The sequence below is a fragment of the Pseudorhodoplanes sp. genome (genome assembly GCF_035565795.1).
Lineage (GTDB): Bacteria > Pseudomonadota > Alphaproteobacteria > Rhizobiales > Xanthobacteraceae > Pseudorhodoplanes.
Genome location: NZ_DATMRV010000278.1, coordinates 1 through 22,244, shown reverse-complemented (window position 1 = coordinate 22,244; position 22,244 = coordinate 1). Strand labels below are relative to the sequence as shown.

The following is a 22,244-nucleotide window of genomic DNA, read 5'->3' as shown; positions in this document are numbered from 1 at the left end:
ACCCGACCTCGCTTCGCCCGGTCGACCTCTCCCCCAAGGGGAGAGGTGAAAGCGGCTACCGCGCGGCCCGCACGTTGTAGTTCACCGGCACGGTGATCGACGCCCTGCCATTCGGCGGCGGCGGAAACGGCGATGCCCGGCGGACGAGATCCTGGCTCTCGCGGTCGAGGCTGGCATTGCCCGACGAGCGCACGAGCCGCACGGAAGTCACGCGTCCCCCGCTGTCGAGCGTGAATGCCACGCTGGCTGTGCCGCCGATGCCGCTGGCGAGCGCATCGGCCGGATAGCGCTTGTTGCGGGCAAGGTGCGCCGACACGCGGCTCGCCCAATCGCGCGTCTCACGCGAGGAGCCGACCCCGACCCCGCTTTGCGACGCGGCGACCCGCGGCGGCGTCGGCTTCGACTGTTCGCGTGGCGTCTCGGTCGGCTGTTCCTTGGGAGGCGGCCGGCTTGTGACCGGCTCTTCCACCGGCTTCGTTTTCTCGGGTTCCGGCGCTTTCGGCGTCGGATCGACCTCTGCCGCAGCAGCGACCGATTGTGCTGCCTCGGCGGGTGCCGGCGTGGGTTCAGGCTCGGCGGCCTCGATCGTGGGTTCGCTGGTCGCGGCCTGTGTTTTTTTCGGCTTCGGTTCTTCAGCCATCTGCTCGCGAGGCTTCTCCTCGGGCTGCGGCTCCGCTGTTTCGATGCGCGGTCTCAGTTCGGGCTTCTGCTCCTCGATGTCCGGCGGCTGTTCGGTCGCCTGCGGAGCGCTTTCTGTGGGCGGGGAGGGGGCCGATTCCACCGAACTGGGTAGCTGAGCCACACCGGCTTCCGTCTGCCCGCCCAGGATGATGTCGACCGAGATCGAATCGAGCGCGAGGCTCGGCATCGGCACCGGGTCGCGCATGAACATCACGACAAGGCCGAGATGGAGCAGCAGCGCGCCGGCGATCAGGGCCGTCCAGGGGGTACGATCGCGCCAGGTGCCGGCCGGCACCGGACGTGCGGTATCGGTCACGGTGACAGCAGGGGCGTCGATACCGCTGGCGTTTCGCCGATGTGCGAGAACGATAACGTTGCGAAGATCCGCGCCTTCCAGAGTCGTCGCCGCGGGCACTGGGACGACCGCGCCGAGGCGGTCGGCCGGGCCGATCGTCGGCAGGGCGGGAGGAGCGGACTCGGCGGGCTTCATCGGGCAGCACCCTGCGGCAACCGAGCGCACCAATCAAGCATTCGTCCCTCGGGCGGACAAAGGCGTTGGCCGTGGCGTTGAAAGCCACAGTCCGATATTGCAAAGGTCAGCAAGACTGGGGGGAGACGGCGATGGAATTGTGGCGCAAGGTGGGGGGCTACGCGCTCGCTCTGTTCATTGTCACATTCTCCTGTAGTGCCCTGTTCTCAAGTAGCGCCCATGCCGCCGAAGGTCTCGACGGCGCCACCATGTCATTCCTGTGGGCGCTGCCTTTTATCGGCATTCTCCTGTCGATCGCGACCGGACCTTTATTCTATCCGCATCTGTGGGAGCACCATTACGGCAAGTTCGCGCTGTTCTGGTCGATCTGCGTCATCGTGCCGGTCATCGTGGCGGCGGGCATTACTGCCGGCGTTCACACGCTTCTCCACACGATGCTGCTGGAATATGTGCCGTTCATTCTGCTGCTGTTCGCGCTCTACACCATTTCCGGCGGCATCTATCTCGAAGGCAATCTGCGCGGTACGCCGGCGGCGAATACGTTGCTGCTGGCGGTCGGTGCATTTCTCGCAAGTTTCGTCGGCACGACCGGCGCGTCAATGATCATGATCCGCCCGCTGCTACGCGCGAATGACGATCGCGTCTATCGCGTGCACACAGTGGTGTTTTTCATTTTCCTCGTCTCGAATATCGGCGGCGCGCTGACGCCCCTCGGCGATCCGCCCCTGTTTGTCGGCTTTCTGAAGGGGGTCGACTTCTTCTGGACCACGACTCATCTGTGGCGTCCGACGCTCGTGGTCTCGATCATTCTGCTGATCGTGTTCTTCGTGATCGACATGCTGCTGCACCGGCGTGAGGAGCGCCTGCATCATCCACTCGATCCGACGCCGGATTCTCCGCTCAGGCTTCACGGAGGGGTCAATTTCCTGTTGCTCGCCGCCGTCATCGCCGCGATCCTGATGAGCGCCAGCTGGAAGCCCGGCATCAGCTTTTCGATCGGCGGTGTCGACGTCGAGCTTCAGAATGTCGTCCGTGACATCATTTTTGTTCTCGCTGCGCTCGCGTCGCTGGTGCTGACACAAAAGGAATCTCGCGAAGCCAACGGCTTCTCCTGGGGGCCGATCCAGGAGGTCGCGATCCTGTTCGCCTGCATCTTCGTATGCATCGTGCCAGTGATCGCGATGCTGCACGCCGGCGCCAGGGGCGCATTCGCGCCGCTGATTGCGATGGTCGCGCAGCCCGACGGGACACCGAACAACGTCGCCTATTTCTGGCTGACTGGAGCCTTGTCGTCATTCCTTGACAATGCGCCGACCTATCTTGTGTTCTTCGAACTGGCCGGAGGCGACCCGAAAGCGTTGATGACGACATTGGCGCCCACACTCGCCGCCATCTCTCTCGGCGCCGTATTCATGGGTGCCAATACCTATATCGGCAACGCTCCGAACTTCATGGTCTATGCGATCGCGCGCGGGGCGGGGGTGCGGATGCCGTCGTTCTTCGGCTATATGCTGTGGTCATCGGCCATTTTGCTGCCGACATTCGTTGTGGTCTCGCTCCTGTTTCTGCGCTGAGGACAAGGCACTGGATTGCGTCATCGTCCGCGCGGATCTGATCCGGGCGGGCATTTCCCATCTGCTGATGCGGCTTTAAGGGGAACTATTCACGCCGGCATTGATTGAGTTTCACCAAGGGCGCACCATCTCTCCCGGGTCTGCCCCCAAGGGACCTCTCCGATGCAATCGACCAGTCTGCGTGAACTGAGCACCTCCCACGATCTGGTAGAGGCCCGCCGGTACTGGGTCGACGCGTTTCGGACGGTGCGCGGCGAGACCGAGGCGCGGGCGGCGCGCCTTTCACCCGAGGATCAGATCGTCCAATCGATGGCGGATGCGAGCCCCACCAAGTGGCATCGCGCACATGTGACCTGGTTCTTCGAAACCTTCCTGCTGATCCCTTACGCGCCGGACTATCGGATCTTCGACGAGCGGTTTCCCTTCCTGTTCAATTCTTATTACGTCGCCGCGGGTCCACGACATGCTCGCCCGGAGCGCGGGCTGATCACGCGGCCCAATGCGCAGGATGTCGCAGCCTATCGCACGCATGTCGATCAAGCGATCGAAAGCCTGATCGAGAATGCAGACGATGCGCTTCTCGCTCAGATCGCACCGATCATCGAAATCGGCCTGCATCACGAACAGCAGCACCAGGAATTGCTCTGGACCGATATCCTGCATGCGTTCTCGCAAAATCCCACGCACCCGGTCTACGACGAATCCTGGTCGCCGCCGCAGGCGCAGAGCGGCGAAACTTACGTCGAGATCCCGCAAGGCATCCATCAGATCGGTCACGATGGCGATGGCTTTCATTTCGACAATGAGCGGCCGCAGCACCGCGTGCTGACGCAGCCGATGCGCATTGCCCGCGGCCTTGTCACGAACGCGCAATGGATCGAGTTCATGGCGGACGGTGGATACGCGACGCCGTCGCTTTGGCTATCCGACGGCTGGGCCAGGTGTGAAGCCGATGGCTGGCAGGCGCCGGGATACTGGCAACACGTCGATGGCCGGTGGCATGCGATGACGCTCGGCGGGCTACGGCCGGTCGATCCCGGCGCGCCTGTCATGCACGTGAGTTATTACGAGGCCGATGCATTCGCGCGCTGGGCGGGCAAGGATCTGCCCACCGAGACGGAATGGGAAGTCGCCGCGCGGCTCGATTTGATCGACGATGCGTTCGGCATCGTGTGGCAATGGACGCGCAGCGCATATCTTCCCTATCCGGGGTACCGCGCTCCTGAAGGCGCGCTCGGCGAATACAATGGCAAGTTCATGGTCAATCAGATGGTGCTGCGCGGCTCTTCGCTCGCGACACCGCGTGGCCATGCACGCGTGAGCTATCGCAACTTCTTTCACCCGCCGGCACGCTGGCAATTCACCGGGCTCAGGCTCGCGGAGTATGTGTAATGGCTCGTAAACCCGGCGTGCTTGCGGCGCCGCTTGCGGCTCCCGCCGTAAGTGGCAGCGAATCCTTTGCGAATGACGTGATCGCGGGATTGTCGGCCAGTCCGAAACGCATCCCGCCGAAATACTTCTACGACAGCGAAGGTTCGCGCCTGTTCGAGGAGATCACGCGCACGCCCGAATATTATCCGACCCGCAGCGAGCACGAGATCCTGCGGATGCAGGCGCGCGCGATGGTCCAGCATTTCCCGACCGGCGCTGCGCTGGTCGAATTCGGCAGCGGCGCCTGCATCAAGGTGCGTTTCCTGCTCGACGCTGCGCGCAAGCTGAAGGCGTATGTGCCGGTCGATATTGCAGGTGATTTCCTGAATACCGAGGCTGCGACCTTGCGAAACAGCTATCCCAATCTGGCGATCCTGCCGGTTGTGGCCGACTTCATGAAGCCGTTCGCATTGCCCGATGTCGTCGCTGATTTGCCGAAGATCGGCTTCTTTCCCGGATCGACCATCGGGAATTTCGAACCACACGAGGCCGCTTCATTCCTGCGCCATGCCGGCACCATTCTGGGCGCGGGTGCGGTGATGGTGGTGGGCGTCGATCTGGTCAAGGACGAGGCGGTGTTGAACGCGGCCTATAACGACGCCGCGGGCGTGACCGCGCGGTTCAATCTCAACGTGCTGCGCCGGATCAACCGCGAGCTCGGAGGTAATTTCAAGCTCGACGCATTCGAGCACCATGCCTTCTACAACCGCGACCGCAAGCGCATCGAGATGCATCTGGCGAGCCGGGCCCGGCAGAGGGGCACCGTCGCCGGCGCCAGCTTCGAGTTCCGGGCGGGCGAAACGATCCACACCGAGAACAGCTACAAATACAGCCCGCAATCCTTCGCCGCGCTGGCTCGCGGGGCGGGCTGGACCCTGCTGGATAGCTGGACGGACGCCAAAGGCAATTTCGCCGTCTGCGCGCTGGGACAGCCATAACCTGCCGCTGGCGGTTGGGCGACATGCAATCCCACCGGCTTGGCGGGCGGACGGCGAGCGGCTAAACATCCCCCGCCTGGACCCTAGCTGTCCGCCAATAAGCCAATCGGGATTTCCGCCATATGAAGATCGTCGGTTTCGAACTCGACAGAACATTGCATCTCGGCGTCGTGGAAGGCGATCAGGTCATCGATCTGCAAGCCGTCGATCCGAATATTCCTGCCGATCTCGGCGAAGTGCTGGCGCGCTCGGGCGGCGACCTGTCCGCCATTGCGGATGCGGCGAAGAAGGCGCCGGCCGCGGCCCGCCGTCCGCTGGACGGGATCAAGTACACGCTGCCGGTCGCAAATCCGGGCAAGATCGTCTGCCTCGGGCTCAATTATCTCGAGCATGCGAAGGAGGGCGGTCACCAAAAGCCGACCGCGCCTTCGATCTTCATGCGCTGCACCAGCTCGCTTGTGCCGCACAAGATGCCGATCATCCGCCCGCTGGTCTCCGAGACGCTCGACTATGAGTGCGAACTGCTGATCGTGATCGGCAAGAAGGCGAAGCACCTGACGATGGACAACGCCTATTCCTGCATCGCGGGCTATTCGTGCTTCAACGACGGCTCCATCCGCCAATTCCAGCGCCGTACCGCACAGTGGGACATGGGCAAGAATTTCGACATGACCGGCGGCTTCGGACCGTGGATGGTCACGGCCGATGAATTGCCGCCCGGCGCTGTCGGCCTGAAGATCGAAACGCGCCTGAACGGCAACGTCCTCCAGTCGGACAACACCGCAAACATGCTGTTCCCGGTCGCCGAGACGCTGGTGGATATCAGCCAGGGAATGACTCTGATGCCGGGCGACGTGATCGTCACGGGCACCCCGTCAGGCGTCGGTCACGCGCGCAAGCCGCCGCTTTGGATGAAGCACGGCGATGTCTGCGAAATCGACATTGAGGGCGTCGGCATTCTCGTCAATCCGATCGAGGACGAGAAGAAAGCCTGATGCGCGCACTCGCGACGCTTTTCGTCGCGCTGGTCTTCGCGGCGCCCTGCGCCGCGCAGACGCGCGCCAAGAGCGAACGCGCGCAAAGGCCGGGTGAGATCGCGATCGGGGTTGGCCACGGCATCGGCTTTCTCCCGCTGTTCATCGCGCAGGACCTCGGCCTCTTCGACAAACATGCCAAGGCCAATGGCCTGAACGGCAAGCTCGTGGTGCGCCGCTATCAGACAGCGGCGCCCATGCGCCAGGCGCTCGCCAAGGGTGAGATCGCGGCCGGCGCCTATGGCGTTCCCGCCTTTCTGATGGCGCGCGATGCGACGCGCCAGACTGCACAGGAATTGCAGGCGATATCGGGTGTCACGACACTTCCGCTTGTGCTTGTGACGGCGCGGCCGGATATCCGCGCGCTCGACGACATCAAGCCCGCCGACAAGATCGCGGTGCCGATGCTGAACGCGCCGCAGGTAACGTATCTGCGGATGCAGACCAGCCCCTGGTTTGGCGGTCGGGATCGGGTGCGTCAGCAGCTTGTCGTGATGCCGCATCAGGACTCGGTCGAGGCGTTGTCCTCCGGCAAGGGGATCGCGGCTTATTTCTCCTCGCCGCCTTTCACCCAGCTTGCCCTACGCGATCCGAAGGTGCGGGCCGTCACTTCATCGGCTGAAATCATGGGCGGCAAGACCTCGTTCTTGGTGATGGCTTCGCCGAAAGCTTCGCTCGCATCGCATCCGAAACTTCCCGACGTGCTCGCGAAGGCCATCGACGAAGCGTCCAATGTCATCCGCAAGGATCCGAAACGCGCCGCGATGGTGTGGCTGAAATGGGAGCCGTCTCACACACTCGATGCGCGCATGGTCGAAGGCATCCTCCGTGACCTGCAGGACGATTTCGGAAGCGGCGTCTTCGGCATCGAGGCGGCTGCGACCTATCTGCGGCGTGACAACCGGCTGAAGGAAGGCATCTGGAGCTGGAAGGATGTGGTGGCGCCTGCGATCGCCGCCGGGGAAGGATCGTAGCAATGCCGCTGGTCAATGCGCAGGAGCTTGCGGATTTCGTCGCTGACATTTTCGCGTCGCTTGGCTCCTCGCGCGCGGAAGCCGAACGCATCGGCCGTTATCTGGTCAATGCCAATCTCACCGGTCACGACAGTCACGGCGTTGCGCGCGTGCCGCGCTACGCGGCCTGGAAGCGCGACGGCATGCTGATCGCGGATCAGACCGTAAAGCGGGTGGTCGACACGCCCGTGATCGCAATCCTCGATGGACAGTTCGGGTTCGGACAAACCATCGCGCCACAGGCCGTCATGCTCGGCATCGAGAAGTGCCGGGCGCATGGTCTGTCCGCGATCGGCTTGCGCCATTCCGGCCATGTCGGGCGCGTCGGCGAATGGGCCGAGATGGCGGCCGAGCACGGCCTCGTCTCGGTGCACCTCGTCAACGTCGCGGGTTCGGTTCTGGTGGCGCCGTTTGGCGGTATCGATCGGCGCTTTTCGACTGCCCCGGTCTGCATCGGCATGCCGCATCCGGGCGGGCTGCCGGTCATTCTCGATTTTGCGACGTCGCTGGTTGCCGAGGGCAAGGTGCTGGTAGCCAGTCAGGGCGGCAAGAAGCTGCCCGCGGACGCGCTTGTCTCCGCAGAGGGCAAAGCCAGCGGCGACCCGCGCGAGCTTTACGGTGACTACGATCCGTCGTCGGCGACGCGCGACCACAAGCAGGGCAAGGGTGCATTGCGCGCGTTCGGCGATCACAAGGGCTCGGGCCTCGCGCTGATGTGCGAATTAATCGGCGGAGCGCTTACCGGAAACGGTGCATCCAATCCGGAGAAACGCTGGTCGCAGGGCATGTTCTCCTTCTACGTCGATCCGAAGCGGATCGACCCCGACCATGTACTGCCCGCGGAGCTGTCGCGCTTTATCGCCTATGTGAAGAGCGCGAAGCCGATCGATGCGAACGAGCCGGTCTTGCTGCCAGGCGAACCGGAGGCGCGGCGTCGCGCCGAGCGGTTGAGGGAGGGTGTCCCTCTCACCGAGGAAACGTGCGACGCATTGCGCGCAACCGCGCGTTCTGTCGGTGTTGACGATCGCCTGCTTTCGCAGTGAGGCGGCGGCGCACGCTGGTGAAGACAGCACGATCTTGCCTGATGAGACGGCATGGAGCGGCGCACGTTCGCCAACTCGCATCGTGAAGCGCGTGCGAGGAGATTGTTGAGAAGGTGAAAAAGCTGCTGCGCGGCACGCCGAGATCGGAGAGCAGACGCGAGAAGGTGGGCGATTCTGTCGCATCCGCTACGTACTCAAGAATATCGATTGCGCGGTTCGCTGACTTGACAGCCGCGTCCAAGTCGTGCCGCAAGGAAGCCAGCACGACGCGCCGCGGAGACACCGCGAGCGTTCACGGACGAAAATCGGGAGGATATCAGGAATGAATCTGAAAACGTGGCTTGTGGCGGCAGGTGTCGGCCTCGGTATTTTGTCCACCGTGGGTGCACCGGCGGTCGCGCAGGAATGGCCGACGCGCTCAGTGAAATTCCTGGTGCCCTATGGTCCCGGCGGCGGCACCGACATCGTCAGCCGCATCATCGCCCAGCAATTGCAGGAGACGCTCGGCCAGAATTTCGTGGTCGAGAACAAGCCGGGTGCGGGTTCGACGCTCGGGGCGGATCAGGTCGCCAAGAGCGAGAAGGACGGCTACACGGTGCTCGTCCTGAGCAACGCACATGCGGTCGCGGGCGCGCTCTACAAGAAGCTGCCCTACGACTCGGTGAAGGACTTCCAGATGGTCACGCAGATCGGCACCGTGCCGCTGCTGCTGGTGTCATCGCCGAAATTCGAGGCGAAAGACGTGAAGGGCGTAATCGCGCAGGCCAAGGCGAGCCCCGGCAAATACAATTACGGCGCTGCGGGTGGCGTCGGCACCACCCAGCATTTCGCGGGCGAGCTGTTCCGCGTCCTGTCCGACACCGACATCAAGCACATCCCCTACAAGACCACGCCGGACGTTGTGACCGCATTGATGCAGAACGACGTACAGCTGACGTTCGAACTGCTTCCGGCCATGCGCGGGCAGATCGCGACCGGAAACGTCAAGCCGCTCGCGGTGACTTCGCGCGAGCGCAATCCGGCCTATCCGGATTTGCCGACGCTCGCCGAGGCCGGGGTGCCGGGCTACGACGTCACCAGCTGGTACGGCCTCGCGATGCCTGCGGGCACTCCGAAGCCGGTGGTGGACAAGTTCACCAAGGCGGTCCACCAGGTTCTTGCGAAGGACGAGGTCAAGCAGGCGATCGCGAAAACAGGGATCGTGGTCAAGACTTCGACCAACGACGAACTGGCCAAGCACGTCTCGTCCGAGATCGCGAAGTGGAGCGATCTGATGAAAAAGGCGGGTATCGAGCAGCGCTAAGACTGCTCCGCCCGTCCAGAGGGGGAAAGGCCGGCGCCCCGGGCGCCGGCCTTTTCTTTTGATGCGGGTGACTTTTCGGTCCGTGCCCGCTATCTAGCGAGCCCGCCGGGAAGGCACCCGTCCTCGCCCCCTCAGATCGAGCGTCCAAGAGGTATCCGAAATGTCGAATGTGATTACGGTTTGCGGCTCGCTTCGCAAAGCCTCGTTCAACCGCATGCTGGCGAACGCGCTGCCGGCGCTCGCACCGGCCGGAATGACGATCAAGGCATCGCCGTCCATCGAAATGCCGCTCTACAACGCCGACCTGCAGGCCCAAGGCTTTCCGCCAGCGGCGACCGCGCTGGCCGATGCGATCCGCGCGGCCGATGGCGTGATCATCGTGACGCCGGAATACAACTACTCGGTGCCGGGCGCGCTGAAGAACGCGATCGACTGGGTGTCGCGCATGACGGACCAGCCCTTCGCCAACAAGCCTGTCTGCCTGCAATCGGCTTCCATGGGCCCGCTCGGCGGCGCCCGCATGCAGTATCACGCGCGCACCATCATGGTGTTCCTCGACGCCTTCGTGTTCAACAAGCCGGAAATCTTCGTCGGCGCCGCGCAGACCAAGTTCGACGACAAGACCGGTGAACTGAAGGACGAGGCGACCCGGACCATCATCAAGCAGCAGCTCGAGGGCTTTGAAAAGTTCATCGAGCGCCACAAGCAGCACAAGGCCTGAGCCGCTCCGATGGCGAACAGCCTGAATATCGTCACGATCTGTGGCAGCCTGCGCAAGGACTCCTACAATGCGAGCCTTGCGCGGCTCCTGCCGTCTCTCGCGCCCTCCGACATGATCATCACGGCGGCGCCGGGCTACGCCAGCTTTCCGCATTTCAATCAGGATCTGCCGGTGCCGGCCGACGTGATGACGCTCTGCGATGCCCTGCGTGCCGCTGACGGCGTCATCATCGTCGCGCCGGAATATGGCTGGACCATTCCGGGTGCGCTTAAGAACGCGCTGGACTGGGTATCCAAGACCAAGGACCAGCCGTTCAAGGACAAGCCGGTCGCATTGCAATCGGCGTCGGTCGGTCCGCTCGGCGGCTCGCGCATGCAGTACCACATGCGTCAGACGCTGGCCTCGATCGACGCATTGGTCTTCATCAAGCCGGAAGTGCAGATCGCCTTCGCGAAGGACAAGTTCGATGCGCAGACGGTGGCGCTGAAGGATCAGCCCACGATCGATCTGGTGAAGCAGCAGCTCGACGCATTCGGAGCGTTCGTGCGGCGGGTGAAGGTGTAATCTGCGCAGGTCCCCGCGAAAGCGGGGACCTCGCTTTCGCGTCGGCTAGGCGCTCTTCGCCCGTGCGGGAAACACCTGCGGCCGCATCGACGGATGAGCGGCCTTGCCGCGCGGCGGATACTCGGTCTCGACGCCAAGCTCTTCGGCGGCATGCCAGGCCCAGCGCGGATCGTACATCGCGCCGCGGCCGATCGCGATCAGATCGGCCTTGCCCGACGCGACGATCTCTTCCGCCTGACGCGCCTGTGCGATCAGCCCGACCGTCATCGTGGGAATCTGCGCTTGGCGGCGCACCGTCGCTGCGAACGGCACGTTGTAACCCGGCGCGAACGGGATCTGCTGACGCAGATCGACCTGGCCGCTCGACACGTCGACGTAGTCGCAGCCGAGCTTCTTCAGCTCCTTCGCATAGGCGACCGTATCCTCGATCGTGGTGCCGCCGTCGACCCAGTCCACTGCGGACACCCGGATGCCCATCGGCTTGTCCTTCGGCCATACCGCGCGACAGGCGGCGAACACCTCGAGCGGAAAGCGCATGCGGTTCTCAAGCGAGCCGCCATACTCATCCTTGCGCTGATTGGCGAGCGGCGAGATGAACTGGCTCAGCAGATAACCATGGCCGCCATGTATCTCGACGAGATCATAACCGATGCGGTCGGCGCGCTGGACTGCGCTGACGAACTCGTCAGCGACCTGCTTCATGTCGGCCTCGGTCATCTCGCGCGGAACGGGCCAGCCTTCGCCGAACGGGATCGGGGAGGGTCCTAGCGTTTCCCACGCCCCTTCGTCCTTTGTCAGCGGTTTGCCGCCCAGACCCGGCGGCTGTGTCGATCCCTTGCGGCCGGCATGACCGATCTGGATGCCTTGCCTCGCGACGCCGACCGACTTGCAGAAATCGATCACGCGCTTCAGCGCCTTCTCGTTCTCGTCCGAAAAAAGTCCGGCGCATTTGTAGGAAATGCGCCCGACCCGGCTCACCATCGTCATTTCGGTCATGACGAGCGCGGCCGCGCCGAGCGAGAAGCTCCCGAGATGCTGGATGTGCCAGTCGGTCGCGGACCCGTCTTCCGACGCGTATTGGCACATCGGCGACACCACGATGCGATTTGCGAGCGTCAGCCCGCGCATCGTGAAGGGCGAGAAGAGCATGGAAGCCATCGCGATCGTTCCCCCCGCGCGCTGGTTCTTTGCAGCGTATTAGAGCGGTCCGCCCTCCAGCCAGCGCTTGCCGCGCGCATAGAGCGCATCAAGTTCAGGGCCGTCGAGGCCCGGCATGTCGCGCTTCACCTTGTAGCCGATCTTGTGCTGCAGATAGGCGAGGTGCCGGTAGCCTTCCGGGTAGAGCTTCAGAATGTCCTGATCGAGCTTGAGGGTCGCGGACGGATCGACCGGGTCGCAGCGATCCTTTTCGTAGATCGGCTGGCGCAGCACGAGCCCCCACTTGCTGAAGCGGTTTTCGAAGAAGTCGTAGAAGCGGCCGGTGCAGACCACGTCGCACATCACGCCGTCCACCGGACCGCGCTGGGAGATCGTCATCTTGGTCTGCGCGATCGCCCGGTTGGCGTTGATCTCGATATTCATGCCGCCCAGGAAATGGAGGATCCGTACGCCCTTGTCGTAACCCTCCTGGCTGACCTTGATGAACTCGTCGCAGGTGCCCTGAAACCAGGTGGCCTGCATCACGCCGTCGTCGTGCCAGACCTTGCGGAATTCATCCCACAACCGTGCGTCGCGCAAAACGGCCCAATTCTCGACCAGGTCGCGGATGGCAAGGCGGTCTTCGGTACGTCCGGTCATATTGCGCTTTCTTCCTACAACAGTGCATAAGTCCCGCCGACTTTCTAAAGGCTGGGACAGACATGGCAAGGCTTGTAGGGCGGACCGCAATCGTTACGGGTGGCGCGAAGGGGATCGGGCGCCATTATTCGGAGGCGCTGGCCGCAGAAGGGGCGGGCGTCGTCATCGCCGATATTTCAGGGGGTGAAGAGGCGGCGCGCGATCTGGCCTCAAAATATGGGGCCAATGCGACGATGAGCGTGACCTGCGACGTGAGCCGCGAGGACCAGGTCAAGGCGCTGATGGACAAGACCGTCGAGCGGTTCGGCAAGATCGACATCCTGGTGAACAATGCGGCGCTGTTCGCCCCGCTTCAGCACACCAAGGTTCAGGACATCGATGTGGACCTCTGGGACAAGGTTTTCGCCGTCAACGTCCGGGGATCGTTCCTGACCGTGAAGCACGCGGTCCCGCATATGATCGCGAGGAAGTACGGCAAGATCATCAATATCGGCTCGGGCACCGTCTACAAGGGGTTGCCGGGCATGCTGCATTACACCGCCTCGAAAGGGGCGATTGCGACCTTTACGCGCACGCTGTCGCGCGAACTCGGCGAGCATGGCATCTGCGTCAATACGCTCGCGCCGGGCCTTGTGATGAGCGAGACGCTGGTGGCCAGCGGGACCCATGACGAGGCTCTGCAAGCGCGCGTGGTCGGCAGCCGCGCCTTCAAGCGCGACCAGTTTCCTCAGGACCTGCTCGGGGCGCTGGTTTTCCTGTCGTCGCCGGACAGCGATTTCGTGACCGGCCAGACCATTGCGGTGGACGGGGGCTCGGTTAACACCTGATCGGCGGCCTCGGCTGCTGAATTACCCATCCGGTGAAAGCCCGAATGGCAGATATGCCGCGGTGGGCAGCCCCTAGGATCAGGGCCGATTTGCGACTATTGTCAAAGCAACCATCCAAAGAGTTTGGCAAGGAGGAAGGCATGGCGACCGCTAGCGCCGCTCAGCTCAGCGACAAGAAGGCCAAGGTTTACGAAGGCAGCAAGGATCCGAAGCGCGCGGCCTTCTACGAGAAGATCTCCCAGCGCGACATGGCGCCGCTGTGGGAGGTCCTGAAGGACCTCGTCGCCAAGAGCCCGAAATCCATCGCCGCCCCGGCCATCTGGCACTTCGACGACGTGAAACCGATGGTGGAGGAGGCTGGCGGCCTGCTTACCGCTGAAGAAGCCGAGCGCCGCGTTCTCGTGCTGGAAAACCCCGCTTTGCGCGGCCAGTCGCGCATCACGCCCTCGCTCTATGCCGGCCTGCAGCTGATCCTGCCAGGCGAGATCGCCGGCGCGCATCGGCACACTGCCGGCGCGATCCGTCTGATCCTGGACGGCGAGGGCGCCTATACCCAGGTCGATGGCGAGAAGACGCTGATGAAATACGGCGACTTCGTCCTGACCCCGAGCTGGACCGCGCACGACCACGGCAACGAGTCCGCCAAGCCGATGATCTGGCTCGACGTGCTCGACGTGCCGACCATCAACTTCTTCGAGACCGCGTTCTCCGAGCATCTCGACTCGGCGGTGCAGAACACCAAGTTCACCGACAACGACTCGCTGTGGCGTTACGGCTCGGGTGTGCTGCCGGATGGCACCAACACCAAGAAAGAATCGCCGATCATCAATTACGCCTACGAGCGGGTGCGTCCGATCCTCGACCGCATGGCGAAGACCGACGACATCAACCCGTATCACGGCTTCCGGCTGCGCTACGCAAATCCGTTCAATGGCGGTTGGTCGACCCCGACCATGGGGGCGCATCTGTCGCTGCTGCCGAAGGGCTTCAAGGGTCAGCCGTACCGCTCGACCGATGGCACCATCTTCACGTGCCTCGAGGGCAAAGGTCAGACCACGATCGACGGCGAAGTGTTCGAATGGGGTCCGCGCGACGTGTTCGTGATCCCGTCCTGGAAGCAGTATTCGCACAAGGCCGACGATCAGAGCGTGCTGTTCTCGATCTCGGATCGCCCGATGCAGGAATCGCTCGGCATCTGGCGCGAAGTGAACTGATCTGCGCCAGTCCGCAGAACGAAAAAGCCCCCGCGCGAGCGGGGGCTTTTTTTGTTGCGATGACGTAAGTGGCCTATGGCTCGACGGTGAAGCCGTCGCCTTCCAGCGTGAAGCGGCCCTGCGCGGCATGCGCCGCCCACTTCGAGGTCGCGGCGACGCCGCCGAACGAGAAGTAATGCACGGCTACGCTGCCGAGCGAGCCGGCCGCATTCTCGCCCGCGAGCACGCGGACGATGGAATCCGGCGCGCTGACGCCGAACAGGTTCTTTACCAGGCCGGCATGCTTGGTGATGCCGCCGATCGACGCCTTCACGCCGCAGCGCTGCGCGTATTTCAGCAGCGTCGTGAGATTGGTCGGACCCGCAAGCCCGATACGGATGGGCGCCTCGATCCCGAGATCGCGCATCTTCATCACCCAGCGGGTGATTCCGTTCGCGTCGAAAGCGAATTGCGTGACGATGTCGGCGGTGAGCCCGCTCTGCTCGGCGGCTTCGATCTTCGCCAGCAGGGCGCGATACATCACGTCATTCGCCACCACCGGATGCCCGTCCGGGTGCCCCGCGATGCTGACATTGGTGATGCCGTGCTGCTGCAGGATTCCGCTTTCGATGATCTCGAGCGACGCCGTGAACGGCCCCGACGAGTCGCCGCGGTCGCCCGAGATGACCAGCACATGCCGCACGCCGGCCTCGCTCGCGAGGCGGCCGATAATCCCCGACAATTCGTCGCGGCTCGTATAGTTGCGCACGGCGATATGCGGGATCGGCTCGAGTCCGACCTTGCGGACCATCGCCGATTGCTCGATGAGTTCCGCTGACGGACGGGTCGGGATCGCGCTGACATACACGCGAATGCCGGCGCCCGCGCTGTCGCGGATCGCTTCAAGATCGGTGAGCTTGGGGCGCGTGACCTCGAGCGAGAAGTCCGTCAGGAACGCACGGATATCGTCGACCGTCTCGGAGTCGAAGCGAGGCGACGGCTTGCGGAGCGGGGCGGCCATTGTCGTTATTCTCTTCTGCGGGAGATGACGTAGGACTCGTCGTTGAACCAGAGGCCGTTATGCTTGCGCAGGACCTCGCGCGTCGCCTCGAGGTAGCGCGAGTCTTTCACCGCCTCGTTGAGACGTTCGTCCTCGACTTGCGAGACATAGATCGCGGCGTTCCATGCCGCGAGCACGGTCGAGGTGCCGATCGACCCCGTCACTTCGCTCGGCAGCGTGTGCATGTCGTAGCGGAAGATGGCGCGGTTATCGGCGTAGGTGTTGAAGTTGAGGTCGCGCGCGGCAGGTCCCAGCGCTTTCTTCACTTCGCGCAGGATCGCATGGCGATCGGTCTCGAATGGATTGTCGTTTGGCCACACGCTCTGCACGATCTCGGAGGCGGGATCGTTGCCGTAGGAATGGATCGCGATCAGCCGTCCGCCCGGACCGAGCGCTCGCGCGAGCGGAGCGATCACTTTTTGCGCCTTGAACTCTGCCGAAGCGCGTGCGCGATACGGCTGTGAGGCGATGATGAGATCGAAATCGGCGTTGGCTGCGCCTCGGCGCGGGATGATCGGGTCGAGCAGGAATTTGTGATCCTGACGGTAGATCACGAGCACGACTGGACGCTCGTAAACCGGGTTGCCGGTCTTCGGGCTGACGCCGGCCTTCCAGTTCTCGGACAGGAAGTCCTGAAGTCCGGTGATCTGCTCTTCGAAATCGTGCGAGGTGTTACCGGTCAGCGCGCATTCGTGCCAGACGAGGCTGTTGGCGGCCGCAGTCGACTTCACCGTGAGCCACGGCGCCTCGGCGTAATACATGTTGGTCAGCACGAGCACCGTGGAGGGATGCTCGAACAGCCGGTCCGGCATCTTTTCGAGCGTCAGCCGGATATCTTCCAGGCTGATCTCCTTGCCGGAGATATAGAACGGCATGTTCGGATAACGATGATGCATCGCGCGCATCACGCGCGTCAGCACGGTGCCGTCGCCAAGACCCGCATCGAACAGCCGAACGGCCGGCGGGCGCGGATGGATGTTGCCGAGCTCCTGCGCGACCTTGTTCGCGACCACCCACTTCTCGCTGCAGGTATTCACGAAGAGGAGATATTTCTGCCGGTTGTCGAAGAACCGGAATTCGCGGTTGCCGTCGTCGTTGGCGTTGGCGTGCACAGGGCTCGCCGGGAGGGGATCGATGGTCGTGGGACGGGCACCCCGCTCTATGATCATTGGACGCGCGCTTTCTCTTCCATTGTGAATGGTCATGAAGGTTCGAATGCGATCGAGCGTCTCGGTGGTAATGCGCCCACCGTTGCGCAGCCGGCTGGTCAGCTTGCCGTCGTTTACGGCTCGCCGGCCGAATGTGGATTCGGCCAGTCCAGCCTGTCGGCAATAGTCAGAGATTTCCTGCAGCAGCTCCTGTGCGTTCATCGCACGGTCCCTCGCTCGTTATCCTCGCCAGTACAGAAAGCACTGTTCTTTTGTGGTCATCGAACGCCCTTGTATACAGGAGGTCAACCACAAAACGTCCCACTCCCTATGTGGGGGTTGAAGTGGGCATTTGCCCAAAATCAATAATATATTGATATATAACGATTTATTTCGAATTTTGGCCTGTGAGTTATGGACGACTGGGGCGTGTTTCGGTTGCCCACTGGCGCTACGCTAGGAGGTCAAAACCCACGATTTCGTATCGATTGTGCACAGCAACCAGCGTCGGCGCTGTTTGATACAAGGGAGAACGATTCCGTTCCGGCGAGAAGACCAGTGCCCCGTTTTGCAGCCAATATCGCCTATCTGTTCTTGGAAAAGCCGCTGATCGAGCGTCCGAGTGCTGCGGCGGCGGGCGGCTTCCGCGCTGTCGAAGGCCAGTTCCCGTATACAACGTCGCCCAGCGCGCTCAGGGACGAAATCGAGCGGCATGGCCTCGCCATGCTGGGGATCAACACCGAGCGAGGCGGCGAGGGGCAATTCGGCCTTGCCGCCGTCCCGAACCGGGAGCGTGATTTCGACGCGCTGTTTACGCAGGCACTGGACTACATTACCGCCATCGGCGGTCGTGCGATCCATGTTCTCGCGGGCTTCGTCCCGGTGAACGAGCGGCCGGCGGCGGAGCGGACCTATATCGCGAATCTGTCGCGCGCCGCCGACATCGCCGCCGAAAAGGACATCACGCTCCTGATCGAGCCGATCAACAATCGCGACCGGCCGAACTACTTCCTCAATCGCCCGGAGCACGCCGCCGACATCATCGCGAAGACCGGCAAGCCGAATATCCGCATCCAGTTCGATTTCTATCATGCGCAGATCATGGGCGGCGACCTGCTGAGGCGCTTCGAGGCGCATCTGCCCCTGATCGGGCATGTGCAGATCGCTGCGGTTCCATCGCGCCATGAGCCGGACGAGGGGGAGGTGAACTATGCGGAAATCTTCCGCGGCCTCGATGAAATCGGTTACGCCGGATGGGTGGCGGCGGAATACCACCCGCGGGGGCGCACCGAGGATGGCCTCGGATGGCTGCGCCAGGCGGCCGGGACACTTTCACAGACTCGCTGACGGCGTTACCTTCGCCTCATGTGGGGACGCAAGAAACGTAATGACAGCCCGCCGGCGCCCGCTTCTCCGCTGAAGGAGGCGCTGCGTCAGGTCCGTATCGAGACGGCCGAGCGATCCGGCGTCGTACTCGAAATGCGGGACGCCGAGGCGGCCCGGCTCGAGATGCTGAACGACGCGCTCGATCCCGTTTTCGCCGAGATCCCGGCGAATGTGGACATCTTCGACCGCGGCGTCAGCCGCGGCGAGGTTCCGCGGCTTTGGATCGACGTTACGGCGTCGGTGCTGATGGCACGCGACAAGCGGACCTATCGGTTCGTGCAGGAGACGCGCTACGGCCGCAAGGTCCTTGCGGAGACGCCGGATATCAAGGAAACCGCGACAGCCATCACCCGCTATGTCGCCGCGCGCCTGATCGAGCGCGAACGCGCACTCGCTCAATCCGCAGAACCGCGCCGCGAAAGGCCGCGGCAGGATCCGCGGCGCGCTATCCTCGCGTTCATCGCGGGATTGCTGATCGGCGCGGCGATGCTCGGAGCTGCGGCGCTGCTGTTTGGCTGAGCCTCAGGCGGCTGCGAGTTCCTGCTTGCCCAGGTCGACGATCAGGTCGCTGCCGTGCGTCAGTCCGCGGCTCGTCATTTCGCAGCGCCAGCCATTCCCGGCCTTCGCGATCGCATAGAGGTTGTATCCCGCGAGCTCGCCTTCGCCGCCGATGGCAGACGCCGACGGCACCCCGACAGCGGGAATTTTTCCGGATGGTCCGTCGAGCATCACCAGCGAATGAATATGGTCGTGCCCGTGCAGCACGAGCTCCGCCCCGTGACGGCGCAGCACATCGCGAAACTTGGCGGCATCCATCAGCCGCTTGAAGCGGTGCGCCGGCTTGGTCACCGGCGGATGATGGATCAGGATCACGCGAAACATCCCGTCGGCCGCCAGCTTGTCCAGCAGCTCGGGCAGCGCATGCAATTGCGGCGCCCCGATCTTGCCGGTCGCCATGAACGGGGCGGTGGTGATCGCGCTCGACAGGCCGATCAGTGCGATGTCGCCGCGCCGGCGCACGAACGGAAACTGGTCGGCACTTGTGGTGTCGCCCTTCATGAAGTCGCCCCAGTGCGAATGCCACTCGCGCGCGGCCTTGCGCACATAAGCATCGTGGTTGCCGGGCACGAATGTCACGTCATGCGCGGGGCCGACGGTATCGAGCCACACGCGAGAGGGCGCGAATTCGCCGGGCAGCGCGATGTTGAGGATGTCTCCGGTGACCGCGATGTGGTCGGGATGATGCGCCTTGATGTCGTTCACTATCCGCGACAACACCTCAGTGCGATGGAATGTCTTCCGGCGCCGGTGCCAGTTCATATAACCGATGGCGCGCTTTCCCGCGAGGTCACGGATGCGGGCCGAGGGCATGGGGCCGAGATGCGGGTCCGACAGATGCGCAAGAACGAACATGAGGGGACGGTGACGGCTTTCCGGAGCTGAGTCGATTCAGACTATAGTGAATCGCACCCCGCGACGCGATGACGACGCCGTCACAGCGACCGTTATCGCGCCGGCGCGTCGAGCCCGGATTCCGAGACATGATAAGACGCCTGATGCATCTCTACTGGCGCTTTTCGCGCGGGCTGACGCTCGGCGTGCGCGGCATGGCCATCGATCCGGAGGGGCGGATTTTTCTCATCAAGCACTCTTACGTGCCCGGCTGGCACCTTCCCGGCGGCGGGGTGGAGGTCGGCGAGACCGTGCTTGAAGCGCTCCATCGCGAGATGATGGAGGAGGGCAATATCGAGCTTCTTCGGGAGCCGCGGCTGTTCGCCGTCTATCACAACCGGAATGCGTCGGGACGCGATCACGTGGCGTTGTATGTCACCGAAGCGTTCAGGCAGAGCACGCAGCCGCAACCGAATGCCGAGATCGTCGCACACGGGTTTTTCGCGCGTGACGATTTGCCGGCTGATACGACAGCTGCGACACGCGCCCGCATCGCAGAAGTCCTCGACGGCATGGCGCCGCCGGCTCACTGGTAAGCGAAGCGAGAGGGGCCGCGAAGCGCGGTACCCCTCTCGCGCGACCGGTCGGTCGTCGGTTAGTACTTGAACTCCGGCATCGCCTTGAGCTGGTCCTTATTGGCATTCAGCACGGCGCGTTCCGGATACCACTTGTGGTCCCCATTATTGGCGGAGCCGGTCGTGGTCGCGCCGTCACTGGAGAAGCGCAGCTGATTGAGCGGCACCATGACGTCGCGCTCGCCCATGCCGAGGAAGCCGCCGACGCCGATCACGGCGCCTGCAACCTGGCCGGACGAATTCATGATGAGTTCGTTGATCTCGCCGAGCTTTTCGTTCTGCTGATTGTAGACGTTGACGCCGATAAGCTTGGACGCGCGCCACTGGCCCGTCGCCGGCTTATTCATGGTCTGGTTGGTCGCCGCCGGCGCATTCGGCTGCGGCGCCGTGGTCTGCGCGAAAGCGGGCGTCGCCAGCAGCGTTGCGGCGATGACGATTGCAGGGGTTTTCATATTTCTTCCTCCGTCAGGTGATGACAGGAGGCAAAGTCTGCGCGCGCGGCAATGTTCCGGCTGGTGTCGGATTTTTCATCGACACGCACAGGTTCCATTGTCAGCCGAATCGTCCGCGATCATGCGGGCGCATGAATTCGAGTGCGGGGCCGACGGGAACGATGCCGGTCGGATTGATGCCCCTGTGGCTGCCGTAATAATGCCGCTTGTATTGATCGATATCTACGGTCTCCGCGATGCCCGGCCATTGGTAAAGGTCGCGTGTGTAATTTGACAGGTTTGGATAATCGTCGATCCGGCGCAGATTGCATTTGAAGTGTCCGACATAGACCGCATCGAAACGGATCAGCGTCGGGAACAGCCGCCAGTCGGCCTCGGTGATCGTCTTGCCGCAGAGATAGCGCTGCGTCGACAGCCGGCCTTCGATGAAATCCAGCGTCTCGAACAGTTGCGCGAATGCTTCCTCGTACGCTTCCTGCGTGGTGGCAAAGCCGGTGCGATAGACGCCGTTATTGACGGTGTCATAGATGCACTTGTTGATGGCGTCGATGTCGGCGCGCAGCGCCTGCGGATAGAAATCCGTCGTGTCTCCGGTCAGTCCGTTGAATGCCGAGTTGAACATCCGGATGATCTCGGAGGACTCGTTGTTGACGATGGTCCCGCGCTTCTTGTCCCACAGGACCGGCACCGTCACGCGGCCCGAATATTTCGGATTGGTCCTGAGATAGATCTCGCCGAGCGTCTCAGCGCCATGCAGGTGATCGCCGGTCGAGCCCTCGTCGCGGTTGAAGGTCCAGCCGCGCTCGAACATCATCGGCGAGACGACCGACACCGAGATCAGGTCCTCGAGCTTCTTCAGCTTGCGGAAGATCAGCGTGCGATGCGCCCAGGGGCAGGCGAGGGACACATAGAGGTGGTACCGGCCGGCCTCCGCGGCAAAGCCGCCTTCGCCGGTTGGTCCCGGTGCGCCGTCCGGCGTGATGTAGTTGTGAAAGCGGGTCGCCTCGCGCTCAAATCGGCCTTTGGTCTTGGCCGTATCGTGCCAGGTGTCGTGCCAGATCCCGTCGAGGAAGAAACCCATTCCGCGCTCCGCTGTTGCCGCCGCTGATATGGCACCCGGCGCGCCAGGCGGCAAATTCGCATGGCGGACCATGGATTTCGCCGGCTGCAGGTGCTAATCGGCCTGCGGCCCCTGTCCCTGGCCCACATCACCGAATGACCGACCTCTCGATCACGATCCTCCCCGAGACCGAAGACGACGCGCTGGCCATCGATCGGCTGCACGAGCGCACGTTCGGGCCGGGCCGCTTTGCCCGTACGGCTTACCGGATCCGCGAGGGGATCGCGCACGACCTGACGCTGTCCTACACCGCCCGTGTCGGGACGCTTCTGGTGGGATCGCTGCGGCTGTCGCCGGTACGGATCGGGGACACGCCGGCGCTCCTTCTCGGCCCGCTCACGATCGAGCCGCCATTCCGCGACCGTGGTATCGGGCTCGCCCTGATGCAGCGGGCACTGGCTGACGCCAGGGAGCGGGGCCACAAGCTGATGATCCTGGTCGG

General features: G+C 63.3%; 23 protein-coding genes. 15 read left to right on the top strand and 8 right to left on the bottom strand.

The genetic code is table 11. The annotated features are described in order from the left end of the window. Positions 1-55 precede the first annotated feature (55 nt). The gene (locus VNZ93_RS24675) at positions 56-1,171 is read right to left on the bottom strand and encodes an energy transducer TonB (RefSeq protein WP_325711854.1); all 1,116 of its coding nucleotides are present in this window, start codon (positions 1,169-1,171) and stop codon (positions 56-58) included. Between the two features lie 131 nt (positions 1,172-1,302). On the opposite strand from VNZ93_RS24675, the gene VNZ93_RS24670 reads away from it, so the two are divergent. From VNZ93_RS24670 to VNZ93_RS24630, 9 genes are all read left to right on the top strand, one after another. After that, positions 1,303-2,745 (top strand): sodium:proton antiporter, encoded by a 1,443-nt coding sequence (locus VNZ93_RS24670; RefSeq protein WP_325711851.1) that lies wholly within the window; start codon positions 1,303-1,305, stop codon positions 2,743-2,745. A gap of 162 nt (positions 2,746-2,907) precedes the next feature. Next, complete coding sequence (gene egtB / locus VNZ93_RS24665; RefSeq protein WP_325711848.1) at positions 2,908-4,137, top strand: ergothioneine biosynthesis protein EgtB; 1,230 nt, start codon at positions 2,908-2,910, stop codon at positions 4,135-4,137. After that, positions 4,137-5,114: an L-histidine N(alpha)-methyltransferase gene (gene egtD, locus VNZ93_RS24660; RefSeq protein WP_325711845.1), complete on the top strand. Its 978-nt coding sequence runs from the start codon at positions 4,137-4,139 to the stop codon at positions 5,112-5,114. Before egtB ends, egtD begins: the two co-directional genes overlap by 1 nt. A 122-nt stretch (positions 5,115-5,236) precedes the next feature. After that, complete coding sequence (locus tag VNZ93_RS24655; protein WP_325711842.1) at positions 5,237-6,109, top strand: fumarylacetoacetate hydrolase family protein; 873 nt, start codon at positions 5,237-5,239, stop codon at positions 6,107-6,109. Further along, on the top strand, positions 6,109-7,122 hold the full coding sequence (locus tag VNZ93_RS24650) for an ABC transporter substrate-binding protein (RefSeq protein ID WP_325711839.1): 1,014 nt from the start codon (positions 6,109-6,111) through the stop codon (positions 7,120-7,122). The genes VNZ93_RS24655 and VNZ93_RS24650 overlap by 1 nt, the downstream gene beginning before the upstream one ends. A 2-nt stretch (positions 7,123-7,124) precedes the next feature. Continuing rightward, positions 7,125-8,204 carry a malate/lactate/ureidoglycolate dehydrogenase gene (locus tag VNZ93_RS24645; RefSeq protein ID WP_325711836.1) on the top strand — a complete coding sequence of 360 codons (1,080 nt, stop codon included), beginning with the start codon at positions 7,125-7,127 and terminating at the stop codon, positions 8,202-8,204. Between the two features lie 322 nt (positions 8,205-8,526). Then, positions 8,527-9,507, top strand: coding sequence for a tripartite tricarboxylate transporter substrate binding protein (locus tag VNZ93_RS24640; RefSeq protein WP_325711834.1), 981 nt, complete (start codon positions 8,527-8,529; stop codon positions 9,505-9,507). Positions 9,508-9,667: 160 nt separating this feature from the next. After that, complete coding sequence (locus VNZ93_RS24635) at positions 9,668-10,228, top strand: NADPH-dependent FMN reductase (RefSeq protein ID WP_325711831.1); 561 nt, start codon at positions 9,668-9,670, stop codon at positions 10,226-10,228. Positions 10,229-10,237: 9 nt separating this feature from the next. Continuing rightward, positions 10,238-10,792 (top strand): NADPH-dependent FMN reductase, encoded by a 555-nt coding sequence (locus VNZ93_RS24630; protein WP_325711826.1) that lies wholly within the window; start codon positions 10,238-10,240, stop codon positions 10,790-10,792. Between the two features lie 45 nt (positions 10,793-10,837). On the opposite strand, the gene VNZ93_RS24625 is transcribed toward VNZ93_RS24630, so the two are convergent. Together VNZ93_RS24625 and VNZ93_RS24620 are read right to left on the bottom strand one after the other, a co-directional pair. Continuing rightward, positions 10,838-11,950 carry an NADH:flavin oxidoreductase/NADH oxidase gene (locus VNZ93_RS24625; RefSeq protein ID WP_325711822.1) on the bottom strand — a complete coding sequence of 371 codons (1,113 nt, stop codon included), beginning with the start codon at positions 11,948-11,950 and terminating at the stop codon, positions 10,838-10,840. A gap of 39 nt (positions 11,951-11,989) precedes the next feature. After that, the gene (locus tag VNZ93_RS24620; RefSeq protein WP_325711819.1) at positions 11,990-12,589 is read right to left on the bottom strand and encodes a nuclear transport factor 2 family protein; all 600 of its coding nucleotides are present in this window, start codon (positions 12,587-12,589) and stop codon (positions 11,990-11,992) included. Positions 12,590-12,651: 62 nt separating this feature from the next. On the opposite strand from VNZ93_RS24620, the gene VNZ93_RS24615 reads away from it, so the two are divergent. Beyond that, positions 12,652-13,416: a glucose 1-dehydrogenase gene (locus VNZ93_RS24615; protein ID WP_325711816.1), complete on the top strand. Its 765-nt coding sequence runs from the start codon at positions 12,652-12,654 to the stop codon at positions 13,414-13,416. 140 nt (positions 13,417-13,556) lie between these two features. Beyond that, positions 13,557-14,630, top strand: a complete 1,074-nt coding sequence (gene gtdA, locus VNZ93_RS24610) for a gentisate 1,2-dioxygenase (protein WP_325711814.1) — start codon at positions 13,557-13,559, stop codon at positions 14,628-14,630. A 73-nt stretch (positions 14,631-14,703) separates the two neighbouring features. Here the strand turns inward: gtdA and VNZ93_RS24605 are convergent, their stop codons facing one another. Together VNZ93_RS24605 and VNZ93_RS24600 are read right to left on the bottom strand one after the other, a co-directional pair. After that, entirely contained in the window at positions 14,704-15,630 is a 927-nt protein-coding gene (locus VNZ93_RS24605) for a methylenetetrahydrofolate reductase (RefSeq protein WP_325711811.1), read from the bottom strand. Between the two features lie 5 nt (positions 15,631-15,635). Next, on the bottom strand, positions 15,636-17,039 hold the full coding sequence (locus VNZ93_RS24600) for a hypothetical protein (protein WP_325711808.1): 1,404 nt from the start codon (positions 17,037-17,039) through the stop codon (positions 15,636-15,638). Positions 17,040-17,375: 336 nt separating this feature from the next. Here VNZ93_RS24600 and VNZ93_RS24595 point away from each other — a divergent pair, with 336 nt between their 5' ends. Together VNZ93_RS24595 and VNZ93_RS24590 are read left to right on the top strand one after the other, a co-directional pair. Further along, the gene (locus VNZ93_RS24595; RefSeq protein ID WP_325711805.1) at positions 17,376-18,164 is read left to right on the top strand and encodes a hydroxypyruvate isomerase family protein; all 789 of its coding nucleotides are present in this window, start codon (positions 17,376-17,378) and stop codon (positions 18,162-18,164) included. A gap of 18 nt (positions 18,165-18,182) precedes the next feature. Further along, the gene (locus VNZ93_RS24590; protein WP_325711802.1) at positions 18,183-18,722 is read left to right on the top strand and encodes a hypothetical protein; all 540 of its coding nucleotides are present in this window, start codon (positions 18,183-18,185) and stop codon (positions 18,720-18,722) included. A gap of 3 nt (positions 18,723-18,725) precedes the next feature. On the opposite strand, the gene VNZ93_RS24585 is transcribed toward VNZ93_RS24590, so the two are convergent. Next, a complete protein-coding gene (locus VNZ93_RS24585; protein ID WP_325711799.1) occupies positions 18,726-19,616 on the bottom strand; it encodes a metallophosphoesterase in 891 nt (296 codons plus the stop codon). A gap of 128 nt (positions 19,617-19,744) precedes the next feature. Here VNZ93_RS24585 and VNZ93_RS24580 point away from each other — a divergent pair, with 128 nt between their 5' ends. Further along, on the top strand, positions 19,745-20,191 hold the full coding sequence (locus VNZ93_RS24580) for an NUDIX domain-containing protein (protein WP_325711796.1): 447 nt from the start codon (positions 19,745-19,747) through the stop codon (positions 20,189-20,191). A 59-nt stretch (positions 20,192-20,250) separates the two neighbouring features. Here the strand turns inward: VNZ93_RS24580 and VNZ93_RS24575 are convergent, their stop codons facing one another. Both VNZ93_RS24575 and VNZ93_RS24570 read right to left on the bottom strand, forming a co-directional pair. Beyond that, positions 20,251-20,682 (bottom strand): PRC-barrel domain-containing protein, encoded by a 432-nt coding sequence (locus VNZ93_RS24575; RefSeq protein WP_325711793.1) that lies wholly within the window; start codon positions 20,680-20,682, stop codon positions 20,251-20,253. 100 nt (positions 20,683-20,782) lie between these two features. Continuing rightward, positions 20,783-21,763: a glutathione S-transferase family protein gene (locus VNZ93_RS24570; protein WP_325711790.1), complete on the bottom strand. Its 981-nt coding sequence runs from the start codon at positions 21,761-21,763 to the stop codon at positions 20,783-20,785. A 134-nt stretch (positions 21,764-21,897) separates the two neighbouring features. On the opposite strand from VNZ93_RS24570, the gene VNZ93_RS24565 reads away from it, so the two are divergent. Next, a partial coding sequence (locus VNZ93_RS24565) for an N-acetyltransferase (protein ID WP_325711787.1) occupies positions 21,898-22,244 on the top strand: 347 nt, incomplete at its 3' end.